The following is a 24,076-nucleotide window of genomic DNA, read 5'->3' as shown; positions in this document are numbered from 1 at the left end:
ACCTGGTCTGCCTGTTCGTCGGCCTGACCATCGTCTTTACCTTCCTGCCCCGCCCCGAAGCTGCCCCCGCCGCCGACCCCCTGCGTGCCGACCGGGTGCAGGTCAACGCGTTGCTCGACCTCGACACCCGCGTGCTGGCCGTGGGCGAGCGCGGCAGCATCCTGTTCAGCGACGACCAGGGCGCCAGCTGGCAGCCGGCGCTGGTCGAGCCGCAACGCGAGGTCGCCCTGACCGCCCTGGTAGCCCTCGACCGCCAGCGCCTGCTTGCGGTCGGCCATGACGGCTGGATCCTGCGCTCCGACGATGCCGGCCAGCACTGGCACGAAGTGCGCCATGACGACCAGCTCGGCGAGCCGCTGCTGGGCGTGTGGGCGGCCGGTGCCGAGCGGGTGCTGGCGTACGGCAGCTTCGGCAAGTTCTACCAGTCCATTGATGCCGGGGCGACCTGGCAGCCATTGGCACTGGACATCGACAGCGCCCATCTCAACGGCATGGACGGTGGCGACGACGGCCGGCGCATGCTGGTCGGCGAGCAGGGCCTGGTGCTGCGCAGCCGCGATGGCGGCGGGCAGTGGCAGGCGCTGCCGGCGTTCTACAGCGGCTCGCTGTTCGGCATCGTGCGCCTGAGCGGCAACGACTGGGTGGCCTACGGCATGCGCGGGCATGTGTTCGTCAGCCACGACTTCGGCGAGCACTGGCGCCAGCTGGAGGTCGGCAACGCGTTGCCGCTGTACGGCCACACCCGCCTGCCGGGCGGTGGCCTGCTGATCGTCGGTGCCGGCGGCTCGCTGGTGCGCCTGGACGGGCGTGGCGAACTGGCCAGCGCTACGCGCCTGGCCGGGCACGGCACGCTGACCTCGGCGGTAATGGTGGGTTCACGGCTGCTGCTGGGCGGTGAGCAAGGGGTTTTCGATGCCAGCGCGGGCAACCTCGCCACGTTGGGCAAATAAGAGGCAAACCATGAAAAGAGCAGACACCCGAACCGTGCGCTGTGTCGAGGCCACTGCCCAGGCGCTGATGAAGGGGCGCAAAGGCCTGCTGTTGCTGTTCGTGCTGTTGACCCTGGGCCTGGGCTACAGCGCAACCCACACTCAGCTGGACCCGGGCTTCAACAAGCAGATCCCGGTGCGTCACGACTACATGGTCAACTTCCTGCGTTTCAGCCAGTACTTCACCGGCGCCAACCGCTTCCTGGTCAGCGTGCGCTGGAAGGGCGAGGGCGACCTGTACAACGCGCAATTTCTCGACACCTTGCGCAAGGTCACCGATGACGTGTTCTTCATTTCCGGGGTCAACCGCGCCAGTGTCACTTCGCTGTTCACCGCCAACGTGCGCTACATCGAAATCACCGAGGCAGGCTTCTACGGCGACGTGGTGGTGCCGCCACGCTTCAATGGCAGCGCCGCCGACCTGGCCCAGGTGCGCAGCAACGCCGCGGCCTCCGGGCAGATTGGCCGGCTGATCGCCAACGACCTGAAGTCGGCAATGGTGCGTGCCGACCTGCAGGACATCGACCCGCAGACCGGCAAGGCGGTGGACTATGTCGAGGTCGCCAAACGGCTTGAGGCGTTGCGCCAGAAGTACGCCAGCGACGACATCGAGATCAGCGTGGTGGGCTTTGCCAAGCTGGTCGGCGATGTGGTGGAAGGCCTGAACACGGTAATCGGCTTCTTCGTCATTGCCTTTGTCATCACCGCGCTGCTGCTGTGGCTGTACGCCCGTTCCTGGCGCCTGACCCTGGTGGCGCTGGTGGTGGCGCTGCTGCCGGTGGTGTGGCTGCTGGGCTTGTTGCCGCTGCTGGGGTTGGGCATCGACCCGATGTCGATCCTGGTGCCGTTCCTGATCTTCTCCATCGGCGTGTCCCATGCGGTGCAGATGACCAATGCCTGGAAGCAGGACGTGGTGGCCGGGGCCAGCGCCCGGCAGGCGGCGCATTCGGCGTTCTGCAAGATTTTCATCCCCGGTTCGCTGGCCTTGCTGATGAACGCCCTGGGCTTTGCCGTGATCATGCTGATCGACATCCCCATCGTGCATGAGCTGGGGGTCACCGCCTGCATCGGGGTGATGCTGATGATCATCACCAACAAGCTGATGCTGCCGATCATCCTCTCCTGGCTGCGCCTGGAGCCTGCCACGCTGCTGCGGGCCCAGGCCCGCGAGGCCGGGCGCCATCGCCTGTGGTGGCGGCTGTCGGCGCTGGCCGAACCGGGCCCGGCGCTGGTGGTGTTCGCCGTGAGCCTGGCGCTGCTGGTGGGCGGCGCCTGGAAGGCCCGCGAGCTGGCGGTGGGTGATATCGGCGCCGGGGCGCCGGAGCTGCGCGGCGACTCACGCTACAACCAGGACAATGCGCGGATCATCGGCAGTTACTCGATCGGCCTGGATGTGCTGTCGGTGTTCGTCGAGGTCAAGGGCGTCGAGGAAGGCTGCCTGTCGCCAGAGGTGATGCGCGCGGTCGAGGCCTTCGACTTCCGCATGCGTGCAGTCAGTGGCGTGCAGTCGGTGCAGAGCGTGGCCGGCATGGGTAAGCGGGTGATCGCCGGCAACAACGAAGGCAACCCGCGCTGGGCGGCCATCCCCGGCTCGGCCCGTGGCCTGAGCCAGGGTGCGCGGGCCTACATGCCGGATGACGGGCTGGTCACCGAAGGCTGCCAGCAGATGCAGATCCTGGTGTTTCTCGCCGACCACGAGGGCGCCACCATCAGCCATGCCATTGGCGAAGCGCGGCGGATCATCGCCGATGTACACACGCCAAAGGTCGACTTCCTGCTGGCCGGTGGCAACGTCGGGGTCATGGCGGCCTCCAACGAGGCGGTCAAGCGCGCCGAAGTGACCATGCTGGCGGCGCTGTTCGGCTCGGTGGCGCTGTTCTGCTGGCTGACCTTCTTGTCGCTGCGGGCGGTGCTGTGCATCCTCGTGCCCCTGGCCATCGTCGCCATCCTGTGCAACGCGCTGATGGCCATGCTCGGTATCGGCCTGAAAGTCGCCACCTTGCCGGTGATGGCCCTGGGTGTCGGGGTCGGGGTGGACTACGGCATCTACCTGTACGAGCGCATCCAGCACGAGATGGCTGCTGGCGCGGACCTGCGCGAAGCATTCTACCGGGCCATGTGCCAGCGCGGCACTGCGGCGGTGTTCACCGCCCTGACCATGTCGATCGGCGTGTGTACCTGGGCGTTCGCGCCATTGAAGTTCCAGGCCGACATGGGCGTGCTGCTGTCGTTCATGTTCCTGGTCAACGTGCTGGGGGCGATCTTCCTGCTCCCGGCGCTGGCGGCCTGGTTCAACCGGGGGCGACCGCTGGTCGCCCGGCAGGCGGCGCCAAGGCCAGTGCTGGCGGGCCAAAGCACAGGAGACATTGGCTGATACGAAATAAACCCTGGCGCCCCTATTGTCGGCGCCAGGGCGGCCAGCGAGACTGGGCCGCGGACACATCGCCAAATAAAAATAAGAAGGGGAGGCCAATGCCTGCCCGAGCGAGGAGAAGACTGTGGAAAAAGCTGTCTTGACCCATGATGCGCTGGCCAGACTCGGCTGCGACCTGGCAACGTTCGATCGCCTGGTCGGTGAAGTCTACGAAGGCGCCCTCGACCCCAAGCTGATGGCCCACGCGCTGACCAGCTTTCGCACCCTGTACGCCGCCAACTACGCCACCCTGATCCTGCGCGTGCCAGACCAGCCGGACATGGGGGTGATGATCATCTCCGGCGACATCGATGGCGCCGGTGACGTCACCTACATGACCTACCCGCAAACCAACACTCCCTTTACCAACCTGCCGCCGGACCAGGTGTTCACGGTCGACGATGTGATGACTTCGGCCGAGTGGGAGCGCAGCGCCTACTTCAAGATGTTCTGCAGCCAGCAGGACGTGTTCCATGTGATGGGCGCCGACATTTCCACGCCCGATGGCGGCAAGCTGCGTTTTCGTATCACCCGCTCCAGGCGCGAGCCGAACTTCTCGGCCGATGAGCGTGCCCTGTGCGGCATGTTCCTGCCGCACCTGCGCCGGGCCCTGCAGGTGCACAACCTGCTCGACCGTAGCGAATCGCTCAGCGAGCTCTATTCCCAGGCCATCAGCCGCCTGTCGGTGGCCACCCTGGTGCTGGACGAGAGCGGCAGCGTGCTGCGGGTCAACCCGGTGGCCCAGGAGATCCTCGCCAGTGCCGACGGCCTGAAGCTGGTGGGCGGGCGCCTGGAGGCGACCTACCCGAGCGACAACCGCGAGCTGCAGCGGCTGATTCGCGCAGCGTTTTCCGCGGACGCGCCCAAGGGCGCCGAAGCGATGTCGGTGACCCGCCCCTCGGGCCTGGTCAACCTCGGCCTGGTGGTCGAGTCGATCCCCTCGCTGGACTGGGCCGACGAGCGCGGCAAGCCGGCGGCGCTGGTGTACATCCGTGATGCGGCGAGCAAATCGCTGGCCAGCGAGGTGGTGACCAAGCAACTGTTCAACCTGACCCGCGCCGAGACCGCGCTGGCCATGGAGCTGGCCAACGGCCTGTCGCTGGAGGAAGCCGCCGAAGAGTTGAACATCCGCCGCAACACCGCGCGGGCGCACTTGCGCTCGATCTTCTCCAAGACCGGCGTGCGCCGGCAGACCGAGCTGGTGCGCATCCTGCTCAACAGTGTGGTCGCCCTCGGCAAGCCCAAGGTGGCACTGAAGGCGCCCGAGCGCCTCAAGGTGCCGCTGCCGCAACTGGCCGTGGCCCGCCGTGCCTGAGGCGCGGCCAGTGCGCCAGCCGTAGTCCGCAAGGACGATGCTGGCGCCCTGGCCTTGTGCCGATACTGCACCGACCTATCCTGGAGATCGATCATGTCTGTTACAGCTATCAGTGGCAGTGCCTCGGGCATTGGTGCCGCCGTTGCCGCGGCGTTGCGCGCGGCGGGTCATGAAGTCATCGGCATCGACCGCGCCGATGCCGAGGTGGTGGCCGACCTTTCTACTGCGCAAGGGCGTGCGGCGGCCATTGCGCAGGTGCTCGAACGCAGCGGCGGGGTGCTCGATGGCCTGGTCTGTTGCGCCGGGGTTGGCGTGACCGCACCGTCCTGCGGGTTGATCCTGGCGGTCAACTACTTTGGCGTGAGCCAGTTGCTCGAAGGTTTGCAGGGCGCCCTGGCACGCGGGCGCAACCCGGCGGCGCTGGTGATCGGCTCGGTGGCCGCCACCCATCCAGGTGCCGACCAGCAGACCATGACCAGCGCCATGCTTGACGGCGACGAAGCGCGGGCACTGGGCCTGGCCAATGGCCTGGGCCAGCTGCATGTGGCCTACGCCTGTTCCAAATATGCCATCACCCACCATGCCCGGCGCCTGGCCTCGGCCTGGGGCCAGCGTGGCATGCGCCTGAACGTGGTGGCGCCGGGCGCGGTACAGACCCCATTGCACCAGGCGTCGCTGGATGATGCGCGCTTTGGCAAGGCGGTGCGTGAGTTCGTCGCGCCGCTGGGGCGTGCCGGGCGCCCTGAGGAAATCGCCGCGCTGGTGGCGTTCCTGCAGTCCGAGCAGGCGCAGTTCATCCATGGCAGCGTGGTGTTCATCGATGGCGGCATGGACGCGATGGTGCGTGCGCCGCGTTTCTGACAAGGATCCCTTATGAATAAAGTGGCTTTCATTACCGGTGCCAGCCGTGGCATCGGCCGAGCGGCGGCGCTGGCGTTTGCCCGTGCCGGTTACGACGTGGCGATCAGTGCACGCACGCTGGAGGAGGGCGAGCAGCATCAGCACGCCCTGCGCGATGCCGCGGGTGCGCCGTTGTCCGGCAGCCTCAATGGCACCGCCGAGGCGGTCCGGGCGCTGGGTGCTCGCGCCCTGGTGGTACCGATGGACCTGCTCGACAGCGCCACGGCCGAGCAGGCCTGTGCGGCGGTGCTGGCCGAGTTCGGGCGTATCGATGTGTTGGTGAACAATGCCATCTACCAGGGCAGCGACCTCAATTCGACCTTCCTGGCGTTGCAGCCAGACACCCTGGAGCGGATGTTCAAGGGCTATATCCTCACGCCCTTGCTGCTGACCCAGGCCGTGGTGCAACGCATGTTGGGGCAGGGTGGCGGGGTGGTGATCAATGTCACCTCCGGCGCAGGCGAGAGCGACCCACCGGTGGCGGCGGACAAAGGCGGCTGGGGCTATGCCTACGGCGCTGGCAAGGCGGCGGTGTCGCGGCTATCGGGCATTTTGTCGACCGAGCTGGGCGAGCGGGGGATTCGTGCCTATACCCTTAACCCTGGGGTGGTGACCACTGAGGCGTTGAAGGTGACCATTGGTGAGCAGGGGGTGATTGCCTTGCGTGCTGGCAGCGCACCGCCCGAGGTGCCAGCGGCAGTGATGTTGTGGCTGGCGACTGACCCGCTGGCAACGCAGTACCAGCGGCGGACGGTGGCGGCGCAGGGTTTGGCCTTGGAGCACGGGATCGTCGCCGACTGGCGGTGATTGTGGTATGCGCGGGGTGTGCGCTTGAGATTTGCAGTGGTGCGGAAATCGAGCGCCGCCATAACTCTCAAGCCAACCCCCCGCGCACCCCTCAGGCCCGGCGCTTGGCCAGGGTCATCGCGGTATCTTCGATCATGTCCTCCTGCCCGCCAACCATCCCGCGCCGGCCCATCTCCACCAGAATCTCCCGCGCCGAAACCCCATACTTCTGCTCGGCCCGCTTGGCAAACAGCAGGAACGAGCCATACACCCCGGCATAGCCCATGGTCAGTGCATCGCGGTCACTGCGGATGGGGAAGTCCATGATCGGCACCACCAGGTCCTCGGCCACGTCCTGGATGGCGAACACATCCACCCCGGTCTCGATCCCCATGCGCTTGCACACCGCCACCAGCACCTCCATCGGCGTATTGCCGGCACCGGCGCCCAACCCCGCGCAGGCCGCGTCGATACGGCTGGCGCCCGCGGCAATCGCGGCAATCGAGTTGGCCACGCCCATCGACAGGTTGTGGTGGCCATGGAAGCCGATCTCGGTCTCCGGGCGCAGCGCGGTACGCATCGCCGCCACCCGCTCGCTGACCTGGTGCGGCAGCAGGTAGCCCGCCGAATCGGTCAGGTAGATACAGTTGGCGCCGTAGCTTTCCATCAGCTTGCCCTGGGTAGCCAGGCCTTCGGGGCTGTTCATGTGCGCCATCATCAAAAAGCCCACGGTGTCCATGCCCAGGTGCCGGGCATGGGCGATGTGCTGTTCGCTGACATCGGCTTCGGTGCAGTGGGTGGCCACCCGCAGGGTACTCACGCCCAGGCCGTGGGCCATCTTCAGGTGCTCCACCGTGCCGATGCCCGGCAGCAGCAGCGCCGAGACCTTGGCCTGCTTCATCAGCGGGATCACCGCCGACAGGTAGGCCTCGTCACTGTGCGCGGGGAAGCCGTAGTTGACCGAGCTGCCACCCAGGCCATCGCCGTGGGTCACCTCGATCAGCGGCACCCCGGCAGCATCCAGGCCGCAGGCGATGCGCTGCATCTCATCGAGGCTGATCTGGTGGCGCTTGGGGTGCATGCCGTCGCGCAGGCACATGTCATGTACGGTAATGCGTTTGCCGTTGAGGTCCATGGTCGGCTCCTTAGGCCAGGGCAGTGGGGGCAGGGCGCAGCAGCAGCTCGCCCTTGAGGATTGCTTCGGCGTACAACTCGGCGGTACGCGCCGCTGCCGCCGTCATGATGTCGAGGTTGCCGGCGTAGCGCGGCAGGTAGTCGCCCAGGCCTTCCACCTCCATGAAGATCGACACGCGCTTGCCGTCGAACACCGGGCCGTTGACCAGCCGGTAGCCCGGCACGTAGCGCTGCACCTGTTCGATCATCGCCTCGATCGCGGCGCGGATCGCCGGCTGGTCTGGCTCGTCGTCGGTCAGGCAGTGCACGGTGTCACGCATGATCAGCGGCGGCTCGGCCGGGTTGATGATGATGATCGCCTTGCCCTGCCGGGCGCCGCCCACCTGCTCCACGGCACTGGCGGTGGTGCGGGTGAATTCGTCGATGTTCTTGCGCGTGCCCGGGCCCACCGATTTCGACGCCGCAGTGGCGATGATCTCGGCATAGGCCACCGGCTGCACGCTGGACACCGCCGCCACCAGCGGGATGGTCGCCTGGCCGCCGCAGGTGACCATGTTGACGTTCATCACCCCCAGCCCGAGGTTGGCCTTGAGGTTGACCGGCGGCACGCAGTAGGGGCCGATGGCCGCTGGCGTGAGGTCGATCATCAGCACGCCCAGCGCGTTGAGCTTCTGGCTGTTTTGCGCATGCACGTAGGCCGAGGTGGCATCGAAGGCGATCTGGATGTTGTCATCCAGTACGTGCGGCAACAGGCCGTCGACGCCGTCGGCGGTGGTTTTCAGGCCCAGTTCGCGGGCCCGCGCCAGGCCTTCGGAGCTGGCATCGATGCCCACCATCCAGACCGGCTCCAGCACTTCGCTGCGCTTGAGTTTGTACAGCAGGTCGGTGCCGATGTTGCCCGGCCCGATCAACGCACATCGGATTTTCTTGCTCATGTTCAACGCTCCACGCAAGGGTCAGGGCACGAAGCGCAGGCTGGACTGGCCCAACCCGCTCATGCTCAGGCTGATACGGTCGCCGGCAGTCACCGGCACCAGTGGCGCCAGGGCGCCGGAAAGAATGATTTCGCCACGGCGGAACGGGATGCCCAGCTCGCCCAGGGTGTTGGCCAGCCAGGCCACCGCCGCGCAGGGGTGGCCCTGGACCGCCGAGCCCAGGCCGCTGCCGGCCGGCTCGCCGTTCTTCAGCAGCTGCATCTGCACCTTGGCCAGGTCCAGCGTGCGCGGGTCGAGGCGTTGCGTGCCGAGGGCGAACACGCCGCACGAGGCGTTGTCGGCCACGGTGTCCTGGATGCGGATCTGCCAGTTGTCGATGCGCGAATCGACGATCTCGAAGCACGGCATCACCCACTGCGTGGCGGCCAGCACGTCCTCGGCAGTAATGCCCGGGCCGTGCAGGTCTTCGCCTAGGATGAAGGCTATTTCGCCTTCGGCGCGCGGCTGGATCAGCTGGTGCCGGGCCAGGCTGACCTCGCTGCCGTCCTCGACCTGCATGGCGTCGGTGAGAAAGCCGAAGTCCGGCTGGTGCACGTCGAGCATTTCCTGCACGGCGCGGCTGGTCACGCCGATCTTCTTGCCGACCACGCGCTCGCCCAGGGCTTCGCGACGCTGCAGGAAGGCCAGCGAGATGCGGTAGGCCTGGTCGAGGGTCAGTTCCGGGTAGCGGCGGGTCAGCGGTTGCAGGGTATGGCGGCCGCGCAGGGCGGCGAACAGCTCGTTGCCGAGCGCGGTGATCAGATGGGCGTCCATGGCTGGAGTCTCACTGTCAGGAATAAAAAAAGCCGGCCCGAGCAAAAGGTTGGCCGGCTTGAGAAAACGGCAGGTCAGCCGACCCAGACGCTGGAGTCGGCACCACCGTCGACGTCGATGATCTTGCCGGTGACCCAGGCCGACGCCGGCGAGGCCAGGTACAGCGCGGCGGCGGCGATGTCTTCGGGGCTGCCCAGGCACTTGAGCGGGGTGTTGGCCTCCATGGCCTGGCGCATGGCCGCCGGCATCACGCTGTTCAGCGCGGCGGTGAGGGTCGGGCCGGGGGCCACCGCGTTGACCCGCACCTGCGGCGCGAAGTCCTGGGCCAGCAGGCGGGTCAGGTGGCTGAGGGCTGCCTTGGCCGTGCCGTAGGCACTGAAGTGGCGCTGCGAGTAGCGCGCCGCCACCGAGCTGATGTTGACGATGTTGCCGCCGCCGGCGTCGCGCATCAGCGGCACGCACAGCTGGCAGAACGCGTAGGCGCTGGACACGTTGAAGCGCAGGATCTCGTCGAACTGCTCCGGGCTAAGCCCCAGTGGGTCGTTGGGGCCACCGCCGCCGACATTGTTGACCAGGTGGGTGATGCGCCCGAGGTGCTCGTGGCTCTGGCGCACCAGCGCCTGGCGCTGCTCGGCGTCGTTGACATCGCAGGCGAAGGCCAGGCCGTTGCGGCCCAGGGCGCGCACTTCCTCGGCCACCGCCTGCACATCGTCCAGCGAACGGGCAGCGCACACCACGTCGGCGCCCGCTTCGGCATAGGCCAGGGCGATGGCCCGGCCGATACCCCGGCCGCTGCCGGTGACGATGGCCACGCCGCCGTCGATTCGGAATCGCTGCAGGATGCTCATGACGGTCTCTCCTTCTCAGGGCTGTCGATGGCACCGACTATGGTCACGCCGGCGGCCACCGGCATCGTCTCAACGGACTAGCGCCCAGGGCGCGCCAGCACTAGTCCGCTTTGACGATGATCGATTGCCTGGGCCCCCCGATGATCGATCCCAGCTCGCGCAGTGGCGCAGCGAGACCGGGAGAGACCAGTGATGCACAGCTTGCGAGAAAAGACCCAGGAAGAAGTCGAACTGATCGAACGTGCGCGGCGCATGGTGCCGCAACTCAAGGAGCGTGCGGCGCAGGCCGAGCGCGACCTGCGCATCCCCGACCAGACCATCGCCGAACTGCAGTCGGCCGGCCTGCTGCGCGCCCTGCAACCGCGCGCCTTTGGCGGCTACGAAGTGGACCCGCGGACGTTCTTCGAAATCCAGATGATCCTCGGTGAAGGCTGCATGTCGACCGCCTGGGTCTACGGTGTGATGGGGGTGCACCCGTGGCAGGTGGCGCGCTACCCGATCGAGGCGCAGCGCGAAGTCTGGGAGCAGGACCACGGTGCGTTGATTTCCTCGACCTACATGCCGGCAGCCAAGGTCAGCGTGGTGCCGGGCGGCTACCGCATCAGCGGGCGCTGGGGCTTCTCCAGCGGCAGCGAGCACTGCCAGTGGGTGCTGCTCGGCGGCATCCTGCCGGCCGACGGTGACTTTGCCAGCGAGCACGGCACCTTCCTGCTACCCCGCGCCGACTACCGTATCGAGCCCAACTGGGATGTGCTCGGCCTGCGCGGCACCGGCAGCCACGACATCGTGGTCGAGGATGCCTTTGTCCCGGCCCATCGCGTGCAGCGCACCAACAACTGGCAGATCGAGGCGACCCCGGGGCGCCTGGTGAACACCAACCCGATCTACGCGATCCCGTTCGCCCAGGTGTTCTCCCGTGCGGTCTCGACCTCGGCCATCGGCGCCCTGCAAGGGGCGATCAATGCCTTCCGCGACAACGCCGCCCAGCACATCGGCAAGCACGGTGCGCGTACCGCCGACGACCCGGTCGCGCAAACCGCGGTGGCCGAGGCGGTGATCACCGTCGACAGCCTGAAGCTGGTGCTCGAACGCAACTACGAGCACCTGATGCAACTGGCCCGCGCCGGCGAGTACCCGGACACCGAAACGCGCCTGCTGTACCGCTACCAGTCGTCCTACGTCACCAACATCTGTGCCGAGCGTATCAGCGACCTGCTGCGCAGCATGGCGGCCTCGGGCCTGTACAACAGCAACCCGGTGGCGCGGCTGTTCCGCGACCTGCACCAGGCGCGCGGGCATATCGCCAACAACTTCATGGCCTACGGGCGCAGCTTCGGCGCGGTGCAGCTGGGCCTGCCCAACCCGGACCCGTTCGTCTGAGCCAGGTGACAGCGAGTACCTGAACCATGAATGACTATCTTGCCTTGCGTGTGGCGCGGGTGATCGAGGAAACCGCCGATGCCCGGTCACTGGTGTTCGACGTGCCCGCCTCGCTGGCCGAGCGTTTTCACTACAAACCTGGCCAGTTTCTGACTCTGCGGGTGCCGTACGACGGCGGCTGGCTGCCACGCTGCTATTCGTTGTCGAGCACGCCGCTGCTTGATGAACCGCTGCGGGTGACCGTGAAGCGGGTGCGCGACGGGCGCGCCTCGAACTGGTTGTGCGAAGAACTGCAGGAAGGCCAGACCCTGCAGGTGTTGCCGCCGGCCGGGGTGTTCGTGCCCCGCGACCTGCAAGGTGACCTGCTGCTGTTCGGTGGTGGCAGCGGCGTCACGCCGGTGCTGTCGATCCTGCGTTCGGCGCTGCTGGCCGGGCAGGGGCGGGTGCTGCTGATCTATGCCAACCGTGACGAACAGTCGGTGATCTTCCGCGATGAGTTGCGCTTCCTCGCGGCGGCCCACCCGCACCGCCTGCAGGTGGTGCACTGGCTCGACTCGGTGCAGGGCGTGCCGGCCGTGGCGCAGCTGGCCGAACTGGCCCGGCCGATGGTCGATGCCCAGGCGTTCATCTGTGGCCCGGGGCCGTTCATGGACGCCGCCGTGCAGGCGCTGGCCAGCCTCGGCATGCCCAGTGCCCGTGTGCACGTGGAGCGCTTCGTTTCGCTGCCTGGCGAAGGCGAACTGCCCCCGGCCAGCCACAGCGAGGCGGCGATGGCCGCACAGCTGGCGGTACGCCTGGACGGCGAGGACCACGAACTGGACTGCGCCAGCGGCGAGACCCTGCTCGATGCCATGCAGCGCGCCGGCCTCGCACCGCCCAGCGCCTGCCGCGTGGGCGGCTGCGCCTCGTGCATGTGCACCCTGGAGAGCGGCGCGGTCGAGTTGCTGCACAACGATGCCCTGGATGCCGACGAGCTGGCCGAAGGCTGGATCCTGGCCTGCCAGGCCGTGCCCACCAGCCCGCTGCTGCGTATCCGCTTTCCCGAGTGATGCCGATGAGTGAGCCTTGCATGAACCCGAACTTCGCTACCTCCCAAGCGCCGGCCGCTGCGCCGGCTACCATCGCCCGCCTGCTGTTCGACAGCGCGCAGCGCTTTGCCGGGCATGTTGCCATCGAAGAGCACGGCCAATGCCTGGACTACGCCGACCTGCCGGAGCAGGTGCTGCAGGTGACCCGCGGGCTGATGGCACTGGGCATCCAGCCGGGCGACCGGGTCGGCCTGTGGGCGCCCAACAGCCGCGAGTGGATCCTTGCTGCGTTGGGCATCCACTGCGCCGGCGCGGTGCTGGTGCCGGTCAACACCCGCATGAAAGGCGCCGAGGCCGCCGATGTGCTGGCCCGCAGTGGCTGCCGGGTGCTGTTCGTGCAACAGCGCTTCCTCGACGTCGACTACCCGGCGCTGCTCGCGCCCCATCGCCCGGCGACCCTGGAGCACCAGGTGATCTTCGCCTGCGACCAGGCTGCTGCCGCCCACGACCTGAGCCATGAGCGCTTTCTGCTCGGTGCGGCGACCATCGAGCCACTGACCGCCAGGCGCCGGGCCCTGAGCATTCAGCCAGAGTCCATCTGCGACCTGCTGTTCACTTCGGGCACCACCGGCAAGCCCAAGGGCGTGATGAGCGCCCATGGCCAGAACCTGCGGGCCTTTGCCGAGTACGTGCGGGTGCTGGGCCTGGTGCCGGGTGACCGCTACCTGATCGTCAACCCGTTCTTCCATGCCTTTGGCTACAAGGCCGGCTGGCTGACCTGCCTGATCGCTGGCGCGACCATCCTGCCGCACGCGGTGTTCGATGCCGAGACGGTGTTCCAGCGCATTGCCCGCGAGCGCATCAGCGTGCTGCCCGGCGCGCCGACCCTGTACCTGTCGCTACTGGCCCACCCGCGCCTGGCCGAAACCGACCTGTCCAGCCTGCGCATTGCCGTGACCGGTTCGGCGAGCATCCCGCCGAGCCTGATCGAGCGCATGCGCAGCGAGCTGGGCTTCAGCGTGGTGACCACCGCCTATGGCCTGACCGAATGCGGTGGCCTGGCCACCCTGTGCGACCCGCAGGCGCCGGCCGCGGTGATTGCCGGCACCAGCGGGCGGCCGTTGCCGGGCACCGAAGTGAGCATCCGCGATGCCGCCAACCGCGCCGTGGCCCAGGGTGAAACCGGGGAAATCTGCCTGCGCGGCTTCCATGTCATGCAGGGCTATTTCCAGGACCCGGCCGCCACCGCCGAGGCGATCGACGCCGAGGGCTGGTTGCACACCGGCGATGTCGGGCGCCTGGACGCACAGGGCAACCTGGCCATCACCGACCGCCTCAAGGACATGTACATCGTCGGCGGCTTCAACTGCTACCCGGCGGAAATCGAGGCCGCACTGCTGGCCCACCCGGCCATCGCCCAGGTGGCGGTGATCGGCATTGCCGACGCGCGCATGGGCGAGGTGGGTTGCGCCTGCGTGGTGCTGCGCGAGGGGCAGCAGCTCGATGAGCAGGCGTTGATCGGCTGGAGCCGCGAGCGCATGGCCAACTACAAGGTGCCGCGCCAGGTGCGGTTCTTCGCGGCACTGCCGCTGAACCCGTCGAACAAGGTCGCCAAGAACGACTTGAGGGTGGCTGTGGCACAGGCCTGAGTGTTCCGCCAACGGACGAAAACAATAACAACCAAGGAGAGCAGCATGTCTACCTTGAACACGGGCCCGGCCCGGCGCCGCTGGCTGGCCATGGCCATTGGCCTGGCCAGCGGCGGAGCCACTGCCGGGCCGACCCTGGAGCTGGGCGAGGACACCACGCTCGACTCGTCGCTCACGGTCAACTACACGGCGTCGATACGTACCGCCAAGCAGGCCAGCCAGTACCTCAACGACATCAACAACGACGACGGCACGCGCAACTTCAAGCGCGGTTCGCTGATCACCAACCGCCTCAGCCTGTTCGGCGAACTGCGCCTGCGCCATGCCAACGTCGGCGCCGTGGTGCGTGGCAGCCACTTCTACGATGACGTCTACCATGAGCGCAACGCCAACGATTCGCCACAGACGGTGAACAAGGTCGGCCGCGCCGACGGCTTCGTCGAGGACACCCGGCGCCTGAGCGGCAGCAAGGCGCGCCTGCTCGATGCCTACGTGTATGGCAACTACACGCTCGGCGACACCCAGTACTTGTCGCTCAAGGCCGGCCGCCACCTGGTGGCCTGGGGCGAGAGCCTGTTCTGGGCCAACATCAGCCAGGGCCAGGCGCCGGTGGACGCGACCAAGTTCAACGTGCCGGGCACCGAGGCCAAGGACGCCTACCTGCCGGTGGGCCAGGTGTCGGCCTCGTGGTCGCTGAACGAAGACCTGGCGCTGGTCGGCTTCTACCAGTACGAGTGGGAGAAGACCCAGCTCAACCCGGTGGGCGATTACTTTGGCAGTGACTACTTCGGCCCGGGCGCAGAATTCTTCCGGCTCAATGCCGGGGTGATCGACAGCCTGCCGGACAAAACCTTCACCGGCGTCAACTATGCCGGTGAGGTCAAGCCCCGTGACGGCGGCCAGTGGGGCATGGGCGTGCGCTACCGGGTGACCGAGAACACCGAGGTGGGGCTGTTCCATTACCGCTATCACGAGCGGGTCGGCTCGCTGTACTTCGACTTCACCGGGCACACCCAGTACTCGTCGAACTCGCGCATCAGTGCGCGCGCCAACACCGGGGCAGCGCCGGCCTACCGCCTGGGCTACTTCGAAGACGTCGAGCTGACCGGGGTGAGCTTCAGCTCCAAGGTCGGCGATTCGGTGCAGTACGCCGGCGACCTGAGTTACCGCAACGGCGCCTCGGTGTACCTGAACAACGGCGCACCGACCACCGGGCAGCTCTGGCAAGGCAACCTCAATGCCTCGTACATCCTCGGCCCGAGCTGGCTGGCCCAGCAGACCACCTTCATGGGCGAAGTGGTGCACCAGTACATCGAGGGCGTCGACACCCTGGTGATCAGCGGGGGCGGTGCGGGGGTTGACGGCCGCTTCGACGACTTCCAGTCCAAGACCCAGACCCGCGGCTCGACCCTGCTCGGCGTGGGCGCCTACATGGACTACCCGTCGATCGCCGACGGCCTGGACCTGACCACCCGGGTGGTCTGGCAGCAGAACGTCGACGGCAGCGCCTACCAGGGCCTGGGCCGTGCCGAGAAGCGCCTGACCGTCGGCGGCGACTTCAAGTACCTGGGCAACTTCCAGGTCGGCCTGACCTACGTCGCCTACCTGAGTTCCCCGGACGTCGCCCAGGGCCGCCTGCTGGCGGACCGCGACTACCTGTCGTTCAACGCCAAATACACCTTCTGAGTCCACCCCACCGAGGACGAGGCCTGACATGCACCCGAACCCCGATCAATCACCGTTCAGCCCGCTCAGCATTGGCCCGCTGACCCTGAAAAACCGCTTCATCAAGGCCGCCACCAACGAGGGCATGAGCGCCCAGGGCGTGCCGTCCCGGCAGCTGGCCAAGCTGCACGCGGGCCTGGCCAGCGGCGGCGTGGCGCTGACCACCGTGGCCTATTGCGCGGTCAGCCGCGACGGCCGCACGCTGCCCAACCAGCTGATCCTGGAACGCGACAGCCTGCCGCATTTCAAGGCCCTGACCGATGCGGTGCACCGCGAAGGCGGCAAGGCCAGCGCGCAGATCACCCACGGTGGCTGCTTCACCTTCATCCGCGAGCGCTCCACGCCCAGGCCGTTGTCGGCCAGTGGCGGCTTCAACAAGATCGGCATGATGAGCGGCATGTTTCTCAAGCAGGCGATGAACGAAGCCGACATGCAGCAGGTGGTGCGCGATTTTGCCCAGGGCGCCCGGCTGGCCCGCGAAGCCGGTTTCGACGCCGTGGAGATCCACATGGGCCACGGCTACCTGCTCAGCCAGTTCATCTCGCCGCTGTACAACAAGCGTCGTGACCAGTACGGCGGCAGCCTGGAAAACCGCCTGCGCTTCCCGCGCCGGGTACTGCGGGCGGTGCTCGATGCGGTTGGCCAGGACCTGGCCGTGGTGTGCAAGTACAGCATCACCGAGGGCGTGCGCGCCGGCAACAGTGCCGAGGACGGCGCGCAGATCGCGCGCATGCTGGAGCAGGAGGGCGCCCACCTGCTGGTGCTCAGCGCCGGGATGAACGCCGAGTCGATCACCACCATGTTCGGCTCGTCGTTCCCCAAGGAAAACCGCGTGCAGCAGAAGAACCCGCTGATTGCCCTGGCGATGAAGCTGCAGCGGCGCATGGACCCGGTGGTGGAGTTTCGCGAGCTGTACCTGCTCGAACATGCGCGCAAGGTGCGTGCGGCGGTGAAGATGCCGCTGGCGTACCTGGGCGGGGCCAAGAGCCTGGCGAGCATCGAGCAGGTGATGGCCGAGGGCTTCGACCTGGTGGCCATGGGCCGGGTGCTGATTGCCGAGCCGGATTATGTGAACAAGCTGGCCAGTGGCGCGAGCCGCAACTCGATCTGCACGGCGTGCAACCGCTGTGTGGCGATGATGTATACCCCGGGGGGCACCTCCTGTGTGCTTGGGCAACCGGGGGATGCCCAGCTCAACAGCCAGCGGGCTGCTGGCTGAGTGGGAGCAAAGTCTTGCGCGATCCCTGTGGGAGCCGCGCTTGCCGGCGATGGGCCGCGAAGCGGCCCCGGCAATTTATGCAACAACCTTCGAATTGTGGGGCCGCTTTGCGGCCCATCGCCGGCAAGCGCGGCTCCCACACGTACAGCGTGATCCTGTGCCTTGTCAGCCGTGCTGCAGGAACTCCAGGCAGCTACGGTTGAACAGCTCGCGGTGCTCCACCTGCACCCAGTGCCCGCAACGGTTGAGCACGATGAACCGCGCCTGGCGGGCGCCGTCGATGATGTACTGGGCGCCACTGACCGGGTTGAAGTTGTCGTTGCTGCCCCAGAACCCGAGGATCGGGCACTCGATCTCACCCAGGCGCGTGCGCATGTTCGGCACCAGCATGGTGCTGAACAGGTTCTTCGGCTGGGTCACCGCCACCGCCACCCGCTCCAGCAGCAGCTCTTCGGGCAGGATCGAGTCGTCGAACAGCTGCAGGCGCATCATGCTGCGCATTTCCTCAAGGCCGATGGGGCCGGCATTGAACAGCCCGACCATGCGCAGGATGCCCGGCATCTGGAAGTAGGTCTCGCGCTCTTCGACACCACCGGGTGCCAGCAGGATCAAACGTTCCACCCGCTGCGGCTGGCGCAGGGCCAGGCCCAGGGCGATGGCGCCGCCCAGGGAGTTGCCGAGCAGGGTGCAGCGGCTGATGCCGAGCTGCTCGAGCAAGGCCGCCACGCAATCGACGAAGTAATCCAGCTCGTAGCGTACGTCTTCGGGTTTGTCCGAGCGGCCGAAGCCGGGCAGGTCGAGCACGATGTTGCGGTAGCCGGCCGCAACCAGCTGCGGGTAGTTGCCCTTGAAGTTGCTGAAACCGCTGGCGCCCGGGCCGCTGCCGTGCAGCCACAGCACCACCGGGCCTTGGCCTTCGTCCAGGTAATGCAAGCGCATGCCGTTGGGCAGGGTGGCGTAATGACCGGTGGGCAGGGGCAGGTCGACGGGTTGGTTCATGCCGGTTCTCCAGTTCGCGAATGGGTGAGGGTCGATCCTGTGCCGCCCGGTGCGGGCCGGCATCGTCCATCCGGACCACGACGCGCGCAGGGCGCTAGTCCTATCGGACGATGTTCAGCGCCGGCTGGCGCCCAATGATGGTGAACACCAATAGGCGTCAACCAAGGAGAACGCTATGAAACTGCAGAACAAGGTGGCCTTCGTCACCGGTGCCGGGCAGGGCATGGGCCAGGCCATCGTGCGCCGCTTCGTCGCCGAAGGGGCCAAGGTGGTGGCGGTCGACCTCAACCAGGCCGCGCTCGCCGCCAGCCTCGCCGACCTCGGCGAGCAGGTGCTGGCGCTGGGTTGCAACGTCGCCGATGCAGCGTCTGTGGCCGATGCCATGGGCCAGGTCGAAGCGCATTTCGGTGGCCTGGACATCGTCGTCAACAACGCCGGCGTCGGCGCCCTCGATGCCTTCCTCGACACGCCGGACGACAGCTGGGCGCGGGTGCTCGGGGTCAACCTGGGCGGCACCTTCCTGTGCTGCCGCGAAGGCGCCCGGCTGATGCTCAAAGGCAAGCGCCAGGGCGTGCTGATCAACCTGTCCAGCACTGCCGCGCTGACCGGCGAAGGGCCAAGCCACTACTGCGCATCGAAAGCTGCAGTGATGGGCCTGACCCGCTCGATCGCCCGTGAACTGGCAGCGCAGGGCATCCGCGTCAACACCCTGGTACCGGGCCCGACCAACACGCCGATGATGGCCGGCATTCCCGATGAGCACATGCAGGCGCTGCTGAAGAACGTGCCGCTGGGGCGCATGTGCGAAACCGACGAGATCGCCCGGGTGGCGGTGTTCCTGGCCAGTGATGACGCCAGCTTCATCACCGGGCAGAACATCGCCGTCAACGGCGGCATGGCCTTTATCTGACAGGAGCGCAACTGATGAGCAAACGTCTGCAAGGCAAGATCGCCTTCGTCACCGGGGCAGGCTCCGGCATTGGCGAGGCGACCGCACTGCGCTTCGCCGAAGAGGGTGCCCTGGTGGTGCTGTGTGGGCGGCGCCGCGAGCCGCTGGAAGGGGTACGCGAGCAGATCCTCGCCCGCGGCGGCTGCGCCGAAGTGGCGGTGGCCGACGTCAGTGACGAACAGGCCTACGTCGCCGCGCTGCAAGCCACTGCGCAGCGCCACGGCGGCCTCGACATCCTGGTCAACAACGCCATGGCCTACACCTGGGGCGGCATCGACGGCATGAGCACTGCCGACTGGCACGCCAACTTCGCCACCACCGTCGATGGCACCTTCTGGGGCACGCGCACGGCGATGCAGCTGATGAAGGGCAAGGGCGGCTCGATCGTCAACATCGCCTCGATCTGCGGCCTGTTCGGCACCGCCTGGATGGCCGGTTATTCCGCCGCCAAGGCGGCGGTGATCAACTTCAGCCGGGCCGCGGCCAGTGAAGGCGCGGCGCACCACATCCGCTGCAACGTGATCATCCCCGGCGTGGTCGACACCCCGGCGACCGCGGGCATGCTCAGCGACGCCAAGGCGCGAGCCAACACCGAGAAGGTCATCCCGATGCGTCGGGTCGGCCTGCCGCAGGAGCTGGCCAATGCCATCCTGTTCCTGGCCAGCGACGAGGCCTCGTACGTGACCGGGGCAAGCCTGGCGGTGGACGGCGGGCGCGGCTCGGACCTGTACACGGTGCTGGAATGACGGCCATGGACAGCAGCACCACGCTGCTGCAGCGCATCGACCGCCTGGAGTCGCTGGACGCGATCCGCCAGCTGGCCGGCAAGTACGCACTGGCCCTGGACATGCGTGACATGGACGCCATGGCCAACTGTTTTGCCGAGGACGTGCGGGTCGGCCGCGACAAGTTCGGCCGCGCACACCTCAAGGCCTGGCTCGACGAGACCATGCGCAAGCAGTTCCACGGCACCTCGCACCACCTGGGCCAGCACATCATCGAGTTCAGTGACGCTGATCACGCCACGGGTGTGGTGTATTCGAAGAACGAGCATGAGACCGGGCCGGAGTGGGTGATCATGCAGATGTTGTACTGGGATGACTACGAGCGCATCGATGGGCGTTGGTGCTTCCGCCGGCGCTTGCCGTGCTACTGGTACGCGACTGACCTGAACAAGCCGCCGATTGGTGGATTGAAGATGCGTTGGCCGGGGCGTGAGCCTTATGCCGGGAGCTTCCACGAGCTGTTCCCGTCATGGGATGCGTTCTGGGCCCAGCGGCCGGACAAGGATGCCTTGCCGCAGATTGCCGAGCCGGCACCGCTGGAGGGGTTTCTGCAGGGCATGCGGCGTGGGGCGGGGGACCCGAAGATTCGCGTTCGGTAGGGGTTGGTCAGGGGCCGCTCTACGGCCCATCGCAGGCAAGCCAGCTCCCGCAGGTACAGCGCATGACTTGAAGTCGATGCTGTCGGTGTGGGAGCTGGCTTGCCTGCGATGGGCTGCAAAGCAGCCCCAGGGTTTCAGCGCCCCTTCACCTCCCGCGGCATACCCAGCGCCCGTTCGGCAATCACATTGCGCTGAATCTCGTTACTCCCGCCATAGATCGTATCCGACCGGGTAAACAGGAACAGCGACTGCAACCGGCTCAATCCATACGGCGCACTCTCCAGCACCTCGGCCGCATCCCCCAGCACATCCATCGCCAGCTTGCCCAGCTCGACATGCCAGTTCGACCAGGCCAGCTTGTAGATCATAGCTTCGCGCGCCAGGCTGCCGTCCTGCGGCCCGGAGAGCATGCGCAGCGAGTTGTAGCGCAGCACCTTGAGCCCCGACCAGGCCTGGGCCAGGCGCTGGCGCAGCAGCGGGTCGCGGGCGGCGCCGTTGGCGCGGGCGATGCGCAGCACCTCCTCAAGCTCGTTGTGGAACTGCATCTGCTGGCCCAGGGTCGACACGCCGCGTTCAAAGCCCAGCAGGGCCATGGCGATCTTCCAGCCTTCGCCAGGCTGGCCAACGATGTTGTTCGCCGAGGTCTCGGCCTGGTCGAAGAACACCTCGTTGAACTCGCTGGTGCCGGTCAGTTGCTGGATCGGCTGCACGCGGATGTTTGCCTGGGCCATCGGCACCAGCAGGAACGACAGGCCATGGTGGCCGACGCTGCCGGGCTCGGTGCGGGCCAGCACGAAGCACCAGTCGGCCTCATGGGCCAGCGAGGTCCAGACCTTCTGCCCGCTGATCAGCCAGCGCTCGCCGCTGGCATCGAGGCGGGCGCGGGTCTGCACGTTGGCCAGGTCCGAGCCGGCGCCAGGCTCGGAATAGCCCTGGCACCAGAACGCCTCGCCCTTGAGAATCCCTGGCAGCAGGCGCTGGCGTTGCTCGGCCGTACCGAACGCGGCGAGGGTAGGGCCGACCAGCCCTTCGCCGATATGGCCCATGCGCCCAGGGCCGCCAGCGCGGGCGTATTCTTCGTGGAAAATCACCTGCTGGCTGATGCTCAGGCCACGCCCGCCGTCCTCTTCGCGCCAGCCCACGCCGACCCAGCCACCGCTTGCCAGCTCGCGCTCCCACGCCTTGCGCTCGGCCGGGAAGCTGTGTTCGTCGCCAGGGCCACCACGAAAGCGCAGTTGCGCATATTCACCTTGCAGGTGCGCCACCAGCCAGCTGGCGACCTCCTGGCGGAACGCTTCGTCTGCCTGGCTGAAACCGATTTTCATGTGCGTGCTCCCAGTAGTTCGGTGGCCAGGCACTCACGATGCCAGGCCGGGTTGCCCAGCAGCTGCTCGCTGGCCCTGGCGCGTTTGAAGTACAGGTGCGGGTCGTATTCCCAGGTGAAGCCGACCCCGCCGTGCAGCTGGATCGACTCGGCCGCACAATGGAAGAACGTCTCGCTGGCATGGGCCTTGGCGGTGGCCGCAGCGGCGAGCAATTCGCCGCGCACTGTCCTTTCACCGTCTTCGGCCAGGTATTCACGGGCCACGCAGGCGGCGTACCAGACCGCCGAACGGGTGCACTCGATGTGCAGCATCATGTCGGCGCAGCGGTGCTTGATGGCCTGGAAACTGGCCACCGGCCGGCCGAACTGGTGGCGCTCGGCGGTGTAGGCCAGGGTCAGGTCCAGCGCCTGCTGGGCGCCGCCCAACTGCTCGGCGGCCAGGCCGATGGCGGCGATACGCTGGGTGGCCTGCAGCAGTGGCCAGGCCTGGTCGATGGCGCACAGGCGCTGTGCCTCGCTGACTTCCACCTGGTGCAACTCGACGCGAGCCAGGCGCCGAGTCTGGTCGAGGGTATGTAATGTAGTACGTACTACGCCTGGTGTATCGGCCGGTACGGCGAACACGCTGATGCCTTGTTCGCCCGTACTGCCTGGGCGGCGGGCGGCGATCAGCAACAGGCCGGCCTGGGCGCCATCGATGACCTGGGCGTGGCAGCCCTCGAGGCGGTAGCCGTCGCCATGGGGGTGCACTTCAGCTTGCAGCTGCGCAGCCTCCAGTGGGCAGGCCAGGGTGGCGTGCAGTTGGCCGCTGGCGATGGCCGGCAGCCAGCGGGCTTGCAGCGCCGGGTTGTCGGCCAGCAGCAGGGCCGGGGTGGCCAGGCACGTGGTGGCGAACAGCGGCGAGCCGAGCAGAAAGCGCCCGCACTGCTCCAGCAGCACGGCCAGCTCGACGAAGCCCAGGCCCATACCGCCGTGGGCCTCGGGCACCAGCAGCGCCGGCCAGTACAGCTCCTGGCCGATCTGCCGGCACAGCTCGGGGTCGTAATCGGCGGCACGGCTCATGCCTGCGCGTACCGCGTGTGAATCGCTGGCCTGGGCGAGAAAACGCTCGGCGCTGTCGCGAATCAGCAGCTGTTCCTCGGTGAAAGCGAACTCCATAGGGGGCATCTCTAGGCTGGCGGGGCTGCAGCGCAGCCCCTGGATTCAGGTAGACAACACCTTCGAATCTAGGGCCGGGCCAAGCACCGCGAATCATTGAAACGGACTAGGCCCGCAGCCCTCTGCACCGAGTGTTGCGCTTAGTCTCAACGGACGATGAGCACAGCGTGGGCGCTTTGCACAATGTTCCCCAGGCAACCCCTTGAGCCTGGAGGAACATGGGCATGATCGACATTCGTGGTTTGAGCTACTTCGTCGCGCAGATCGAAAACCTTGGCCAGTGGCAACGCTATGCCGAGCAGGTGCTCGGCATGCAGGTGCAGGCAGCACCCGGTGGCGGCCTGTACGTGAAGATGGACGAGCGGCCTTACCGCATGCTGGTGGTCGAGGGCGATTCGCCGCGCTATCTGGCCAGTGGCTGGGAGCTGCCCAGCCAGCAGGCCTTTGACCAGGCCCTGCAGCACCTGGAGCGCTGCGGTGTGGCCTGGCAGGTCGGTAGCCGTGATGCCGTCGAGCAGCGCGGCGTGCAGGCGCTGGTCACCGTCAAGGACCCGTCCGGCAACCAGCATGAGCTGAGCTGGGGCCACCGCTCCGACTGCCAGCCGTTCATCTCGCCACAAGGGGTGCCGCGTTTCGTCACCGGTGACATGGGCCTTGGCCACACCGTGCTGCCGGCGCCGGATTTCGACGCCACCCTGGCGTTTGCCAAGGACGTGCTCGGCTTCGGCCTGTCGGACATCTTCAACTTTCGCCCCGACCCGTCGGCGCCGCCGGTGCGCATCCACTTCCTGCACTGCGCCAATGCCCGCCACCACAGCCTGGCGCTGGCCGAGTACCCGGTGCCGTCCGGCTGCGTGCACGTGATGGTCGAGGTGGACTCGATGACCGAGGTCGGCCGCGCCCACGACCGCCTGCAGGCCCACGGCGGGCAGTTGTCCGCGACCCTCGGCCAGCACCTGAACGACCACATGACCAGTTTCTACATGAAGACACCGTCCGGCTTCGACCTGGAGTACGGCTATGGCGGGTTGCAGGTCGACTGGACCGAGCACTCGGCCTTCGAGTTCACCCGCGTGAGTATCTGGGGCCACGACTTCTCGGTCGGCCGCCAGTAAGGAGCAGTTGAGC

General features: G+C 67.2%; 21 protein-coding genes. 14 read left to right on the top strand and 7 right to left on the bottom strand.

Going from position 1 to position 24,076, the window contains the following annotated elements:
• Positions 1-2: 2 nt before the first annotated feature.
• The 5 genes from F6X59_RS27495 (at position 3) to F6X59_RS27475 (ending at position 6,424) form a co-directional block, all read left to right on the top strand.
• Complete coding sequence (locus F6X59_RS27495) at positions 3-950, top strand: YCF48-related protein (protein WP_152959212.1); 948 nt, start codon at positions 3-5, stop codon at positions 948-950.
• A 10-nt stretch (positions 951-960) separates the two neighbouring features.
• On the top strand, positions 961-3,363 hold the full coding sequence (locus F6X59_RS27490; protein WP_152959211.1) for an efflux RND transporter permease subunit: 2,403 nt from the start codon (positions 961-963) through the stop codon (positions 3,361-3,363).
• Positions 3,364-3,487: 124 nt separating this feature from the next.
• Entirely contained in the window at positions 3,488-4,717 is a 1,230-nt protein-coding gene (locus F6X59_RS27485; protein WP_372240558.1) for a helix-turn-helix transcriptional regulator, read from the top strand.
• Between the two features lie 93 nt (positions 4,718-4,810).
• A complete protein-coding gene (locus F6X59_RS27480) occupies positions 4,811-5,578 on the top strand; it encodes an SDR family oxidoreductase (protein ID WP_152959210.1) in 768 nt (255 codons plus the stop codon).
• 12 nt (positions 5,579-5,590) lie between these two features.
• The gene (locus F6X59_RS27475; RefSeq protein ID WP_152959209.1) at positions 5,591-6,424 is read left to right on the top strand and encodes an SDR family NAD(P)-dependent oxidoreductase; all 834 of its coding nucleotides are present in this window, start codon (positions 5,591-5,593) and stop codon (positions 6,422-6,424) included.
• 91 nt (positions 6,425-6,515) lie between these two features.
• On the opposite strand, the gene dmpG is transcribed toward F6X59_RS27475, so the two are convergent.
• From dmpG to F6X59_RS27455, 4 genes are all read right to left on the bottom strand, one after another.
• The gene (dmpG, locus tag F6X59_RS27470; RefSeq protein WP_152959208.1) at positions 6,516-7,538 is read right to left on the bottom strand and encodes a 4-hydroxy-2-oxovalerate aldolase; all 1,023 of its coding nucleotides are present in this window, start codon (positions 7,536-7,538) and stop codon (positions 6,516-6,518) included.
• A 10-nt stretch (positions 7,539-7,548) separates the two neighbouring features.
• On the bottom strand, positions 7,549-8,472 hold the full coding sequence (locus F6X59_RS27465) for an acetaldehyde dehydrogenase (acetylating) (protein WP_152959207.1): 924 nt from the start codon (positions 8,470-8,472) through the stop codon (positions 7,549-7,551).
• 21 nt (positions 8,473-8,493) lie between these two features.
• Complete coding sequence (locus tag F6X59_RS27460) at positions 8,494-9,285, bottom strand: fumarylacetoacetate hydrolase family protein (protein ID WP_152959206.1); 792 nt, start codon at positions 9,283-9,285, stop codon at positions 8,494-8,496.
• Between the two features lie 74 nt (positions 9,286-9,359).
• On the bottom strand, positions 9,360-10,133 hold the full coding sequence (locus F6X59_RS27455; protein WP_152959205.1) for a glucose 1-dehydrogenase: 774 nt from the start codon (positions 10,131-10,133) through the stop codon (positions 9,360-9,362).
• 192 nt (positions 10,134-10,325) lie between these two features.
• Between F6X59_RS27455 and F6X59_RS27450 the strand changes: the two genes are divergently transcribed.
• The 5 genes from F6X59_RS27450 to F6X59_RS27430 are packed head-to-tail and all read left to right on the top strand — an operon-like array spanning position 10,326 to position 17,134.
• A complete protein-coding gene (locus tag F6X59_RS27450; RefSeq protein WP_152959204.1) occupies positions 10,326-11,513 on the top strand; it encodes an acyl-CoA dehydrogenase family protein in 1,188 nt (395 codons plus the stop codon).
• Positions 11,514-11,539: 26 nt separating this feature from the next.
• Positions 11,540-12,562 carry a ferredoxin--NADP reductase gene (locus F6X59_RS27445; protein ID WP_152959203.1) on the top strand — a complete coding sequence of 341 codons (1,023 nt, stop codon included), beginning with the start codon at positions 11,540-11,542 and terminating at the stop codon, positions 12,560-12,562.
• A gap of 20 nt (positions 12,563-12,582) precedes the next feature.
• Positions 12,583-14,190 carry a FadD3 family acyl-CoA ligase gene (locus F6X59_RS27440; RefSeq protein ID WP_152959202.1) on the top strand — a complete coding sequence of 536 codons (1,608 nt, stop codon included), beginning with the start codon at positions 12,583-12,585 and terminating at the stop codon, positions 14,188-14,190.
• Between the two features lie 45 nt (positions 14,191-14,235).
• The gene (locus F6X59_RS27435) at positions 14,236-15,876 is read left to right on the top strand and encodes a DUF1302 family protein (RefSeq protein ID WP_178120137.1); all 1,641 of its coding nucleotides are present in this window, start codon (positions 14,236-14,238) and stop codon (positions 15,874-15,876) included.
• Positions 15,877-15,904: 28 nt separating this feature from the next.
• On the top strand, positions 15,905-17,134 hold the full coding sequence (locus tag F6X59_RS27430; RefSeq protein ID WP_152959201.1) for an NADH:flavin oxidoreductase: 1,230 nt from the start codon (positions 15,905-15,907) through the stop codon (positions 17,132-17,134).
• Positions 17,135-17,299: 165 nt separating this feature from the next.
• Here F6X59_RS27430 and F6X59_RS27425 read toward each other — a convergent pair whose 3' ends face one another.
• Complete coding sequence (locus F6X59_RS27425) at positions 17,300-18,133, bottom strand: alpha/beta fold hydrolase (protein WP_152959200.1); 834 nt, start codon at positions 18,131-18,133, stop codon at positions 17,300-17,302.
• Between the two features lie 175 nt (positions 18,134-18,308).
• On the opposite strand from F6X59_RS27425, the gene F6X59_RS27420 reads away from it, so the two are divergent.
• The 3 genes from F6X59_RS27420 to F6X59_RS27410 are packed head-to-tail and all read left to right on the top strand — an operon-like array spanning position 18,309 to position 20,466.
• Positions 18,309-19,043, top strand: coding sequence for an SDR family NAD(P)-dependent oxidoreductase (locus tag F6X59_RS27420; RefSeq protein WP_152959199.1), 735 nt, complete (start codon positions 18,309-18,311; stop codon positions 19,041-19,043).
• Positions 19,044-19,057: 14 nt separating this feature from the next.
• Positions 19,058-19,828 (top strand): SDR family NAD(P)-dependent oxidoreductase, encoded by a 771-nt coding sequence (locus tag F6X59_RS27415; protein ID WP_152959198.1) that lies wholly within the window; start codon positions 19,058-19,060, stop codon positions 19,826-19,828.
• Positions 19,829-19,833: 5 nt separating this feature from the next.
• A complete protein-coding gene (locus tag F6X59_RS27410; protein ID WP_178120136.1) occupies positions 19,834-20,466 on the top strand; it encodes a nuclear transport factor 2 family protein in 633 nt (210 codons plus the stop codon).
• Between the two features lie 134 nt (positions 20,467-20,600).
• Here F6X59_RS27410 and F6X59_RS27405 read toward each other — a convergent pair whose 3' ends face one another.
• Positions 20,601-21,791, bottom strand: a complete 1,191-nt coding sequence (locus tag F6X59_RS27405) for an acyl-CoA dehydrogenase family protein (protein WP_152959196.1) — start codon at positions 21,789-21,791, stop codon at positions 20,601-20,603.
• The gene (locus F6X59_RS27400; protein WP_152959195.1) at positions 21,788-22,948 is read right to left on the bottom strand and encodes an acyl-CoA dehydrogenase family protein; all 1,161 of its coding nucleotides are present in this window, start codon (positions 22,946-22,948) and stop codon (positions 21,788-21,790) included. The genes F6X59_RS27405 and F6X59_RS27400 overlap by 4 nt, the downstream gene beginning before the upstream one ends.
• Before the next feature lie 224 nt (positions 22,949-23,172).
• Here F6X59_RS27400 and F6X59_RS27395 point away from each other — a divergent pair, with 224 nt between their 5' ends.
• On the top strand, positions 23,173-24,063 hold the full coding sequence (locus F6X59_RS27395; RefSeq protein ID WP_152959194.1) for a VOC family protein: 891 nt from the start codon (positions 23,173-23,175) through the stop codon (positions 24,061-24,063).
• Positions 24,064-24,076 lie beyond the last annotated feature (13 nt).

It is taken from the genome of Pseudomonas sp. MN1F (assembly GCF_009391885.1).
In the GTDB taxonomy this organism is placed as follows: Bacteria; Pseudomonadota; Gammaproteobacteria; order Pseudomonadales; family Pseudomonadaceae; genus Aquipseudomonas.
Note: the sequence above shows the minus strand (reverse complement) of the source record. Positions and strands in the feature narration are given on the sequence as shown.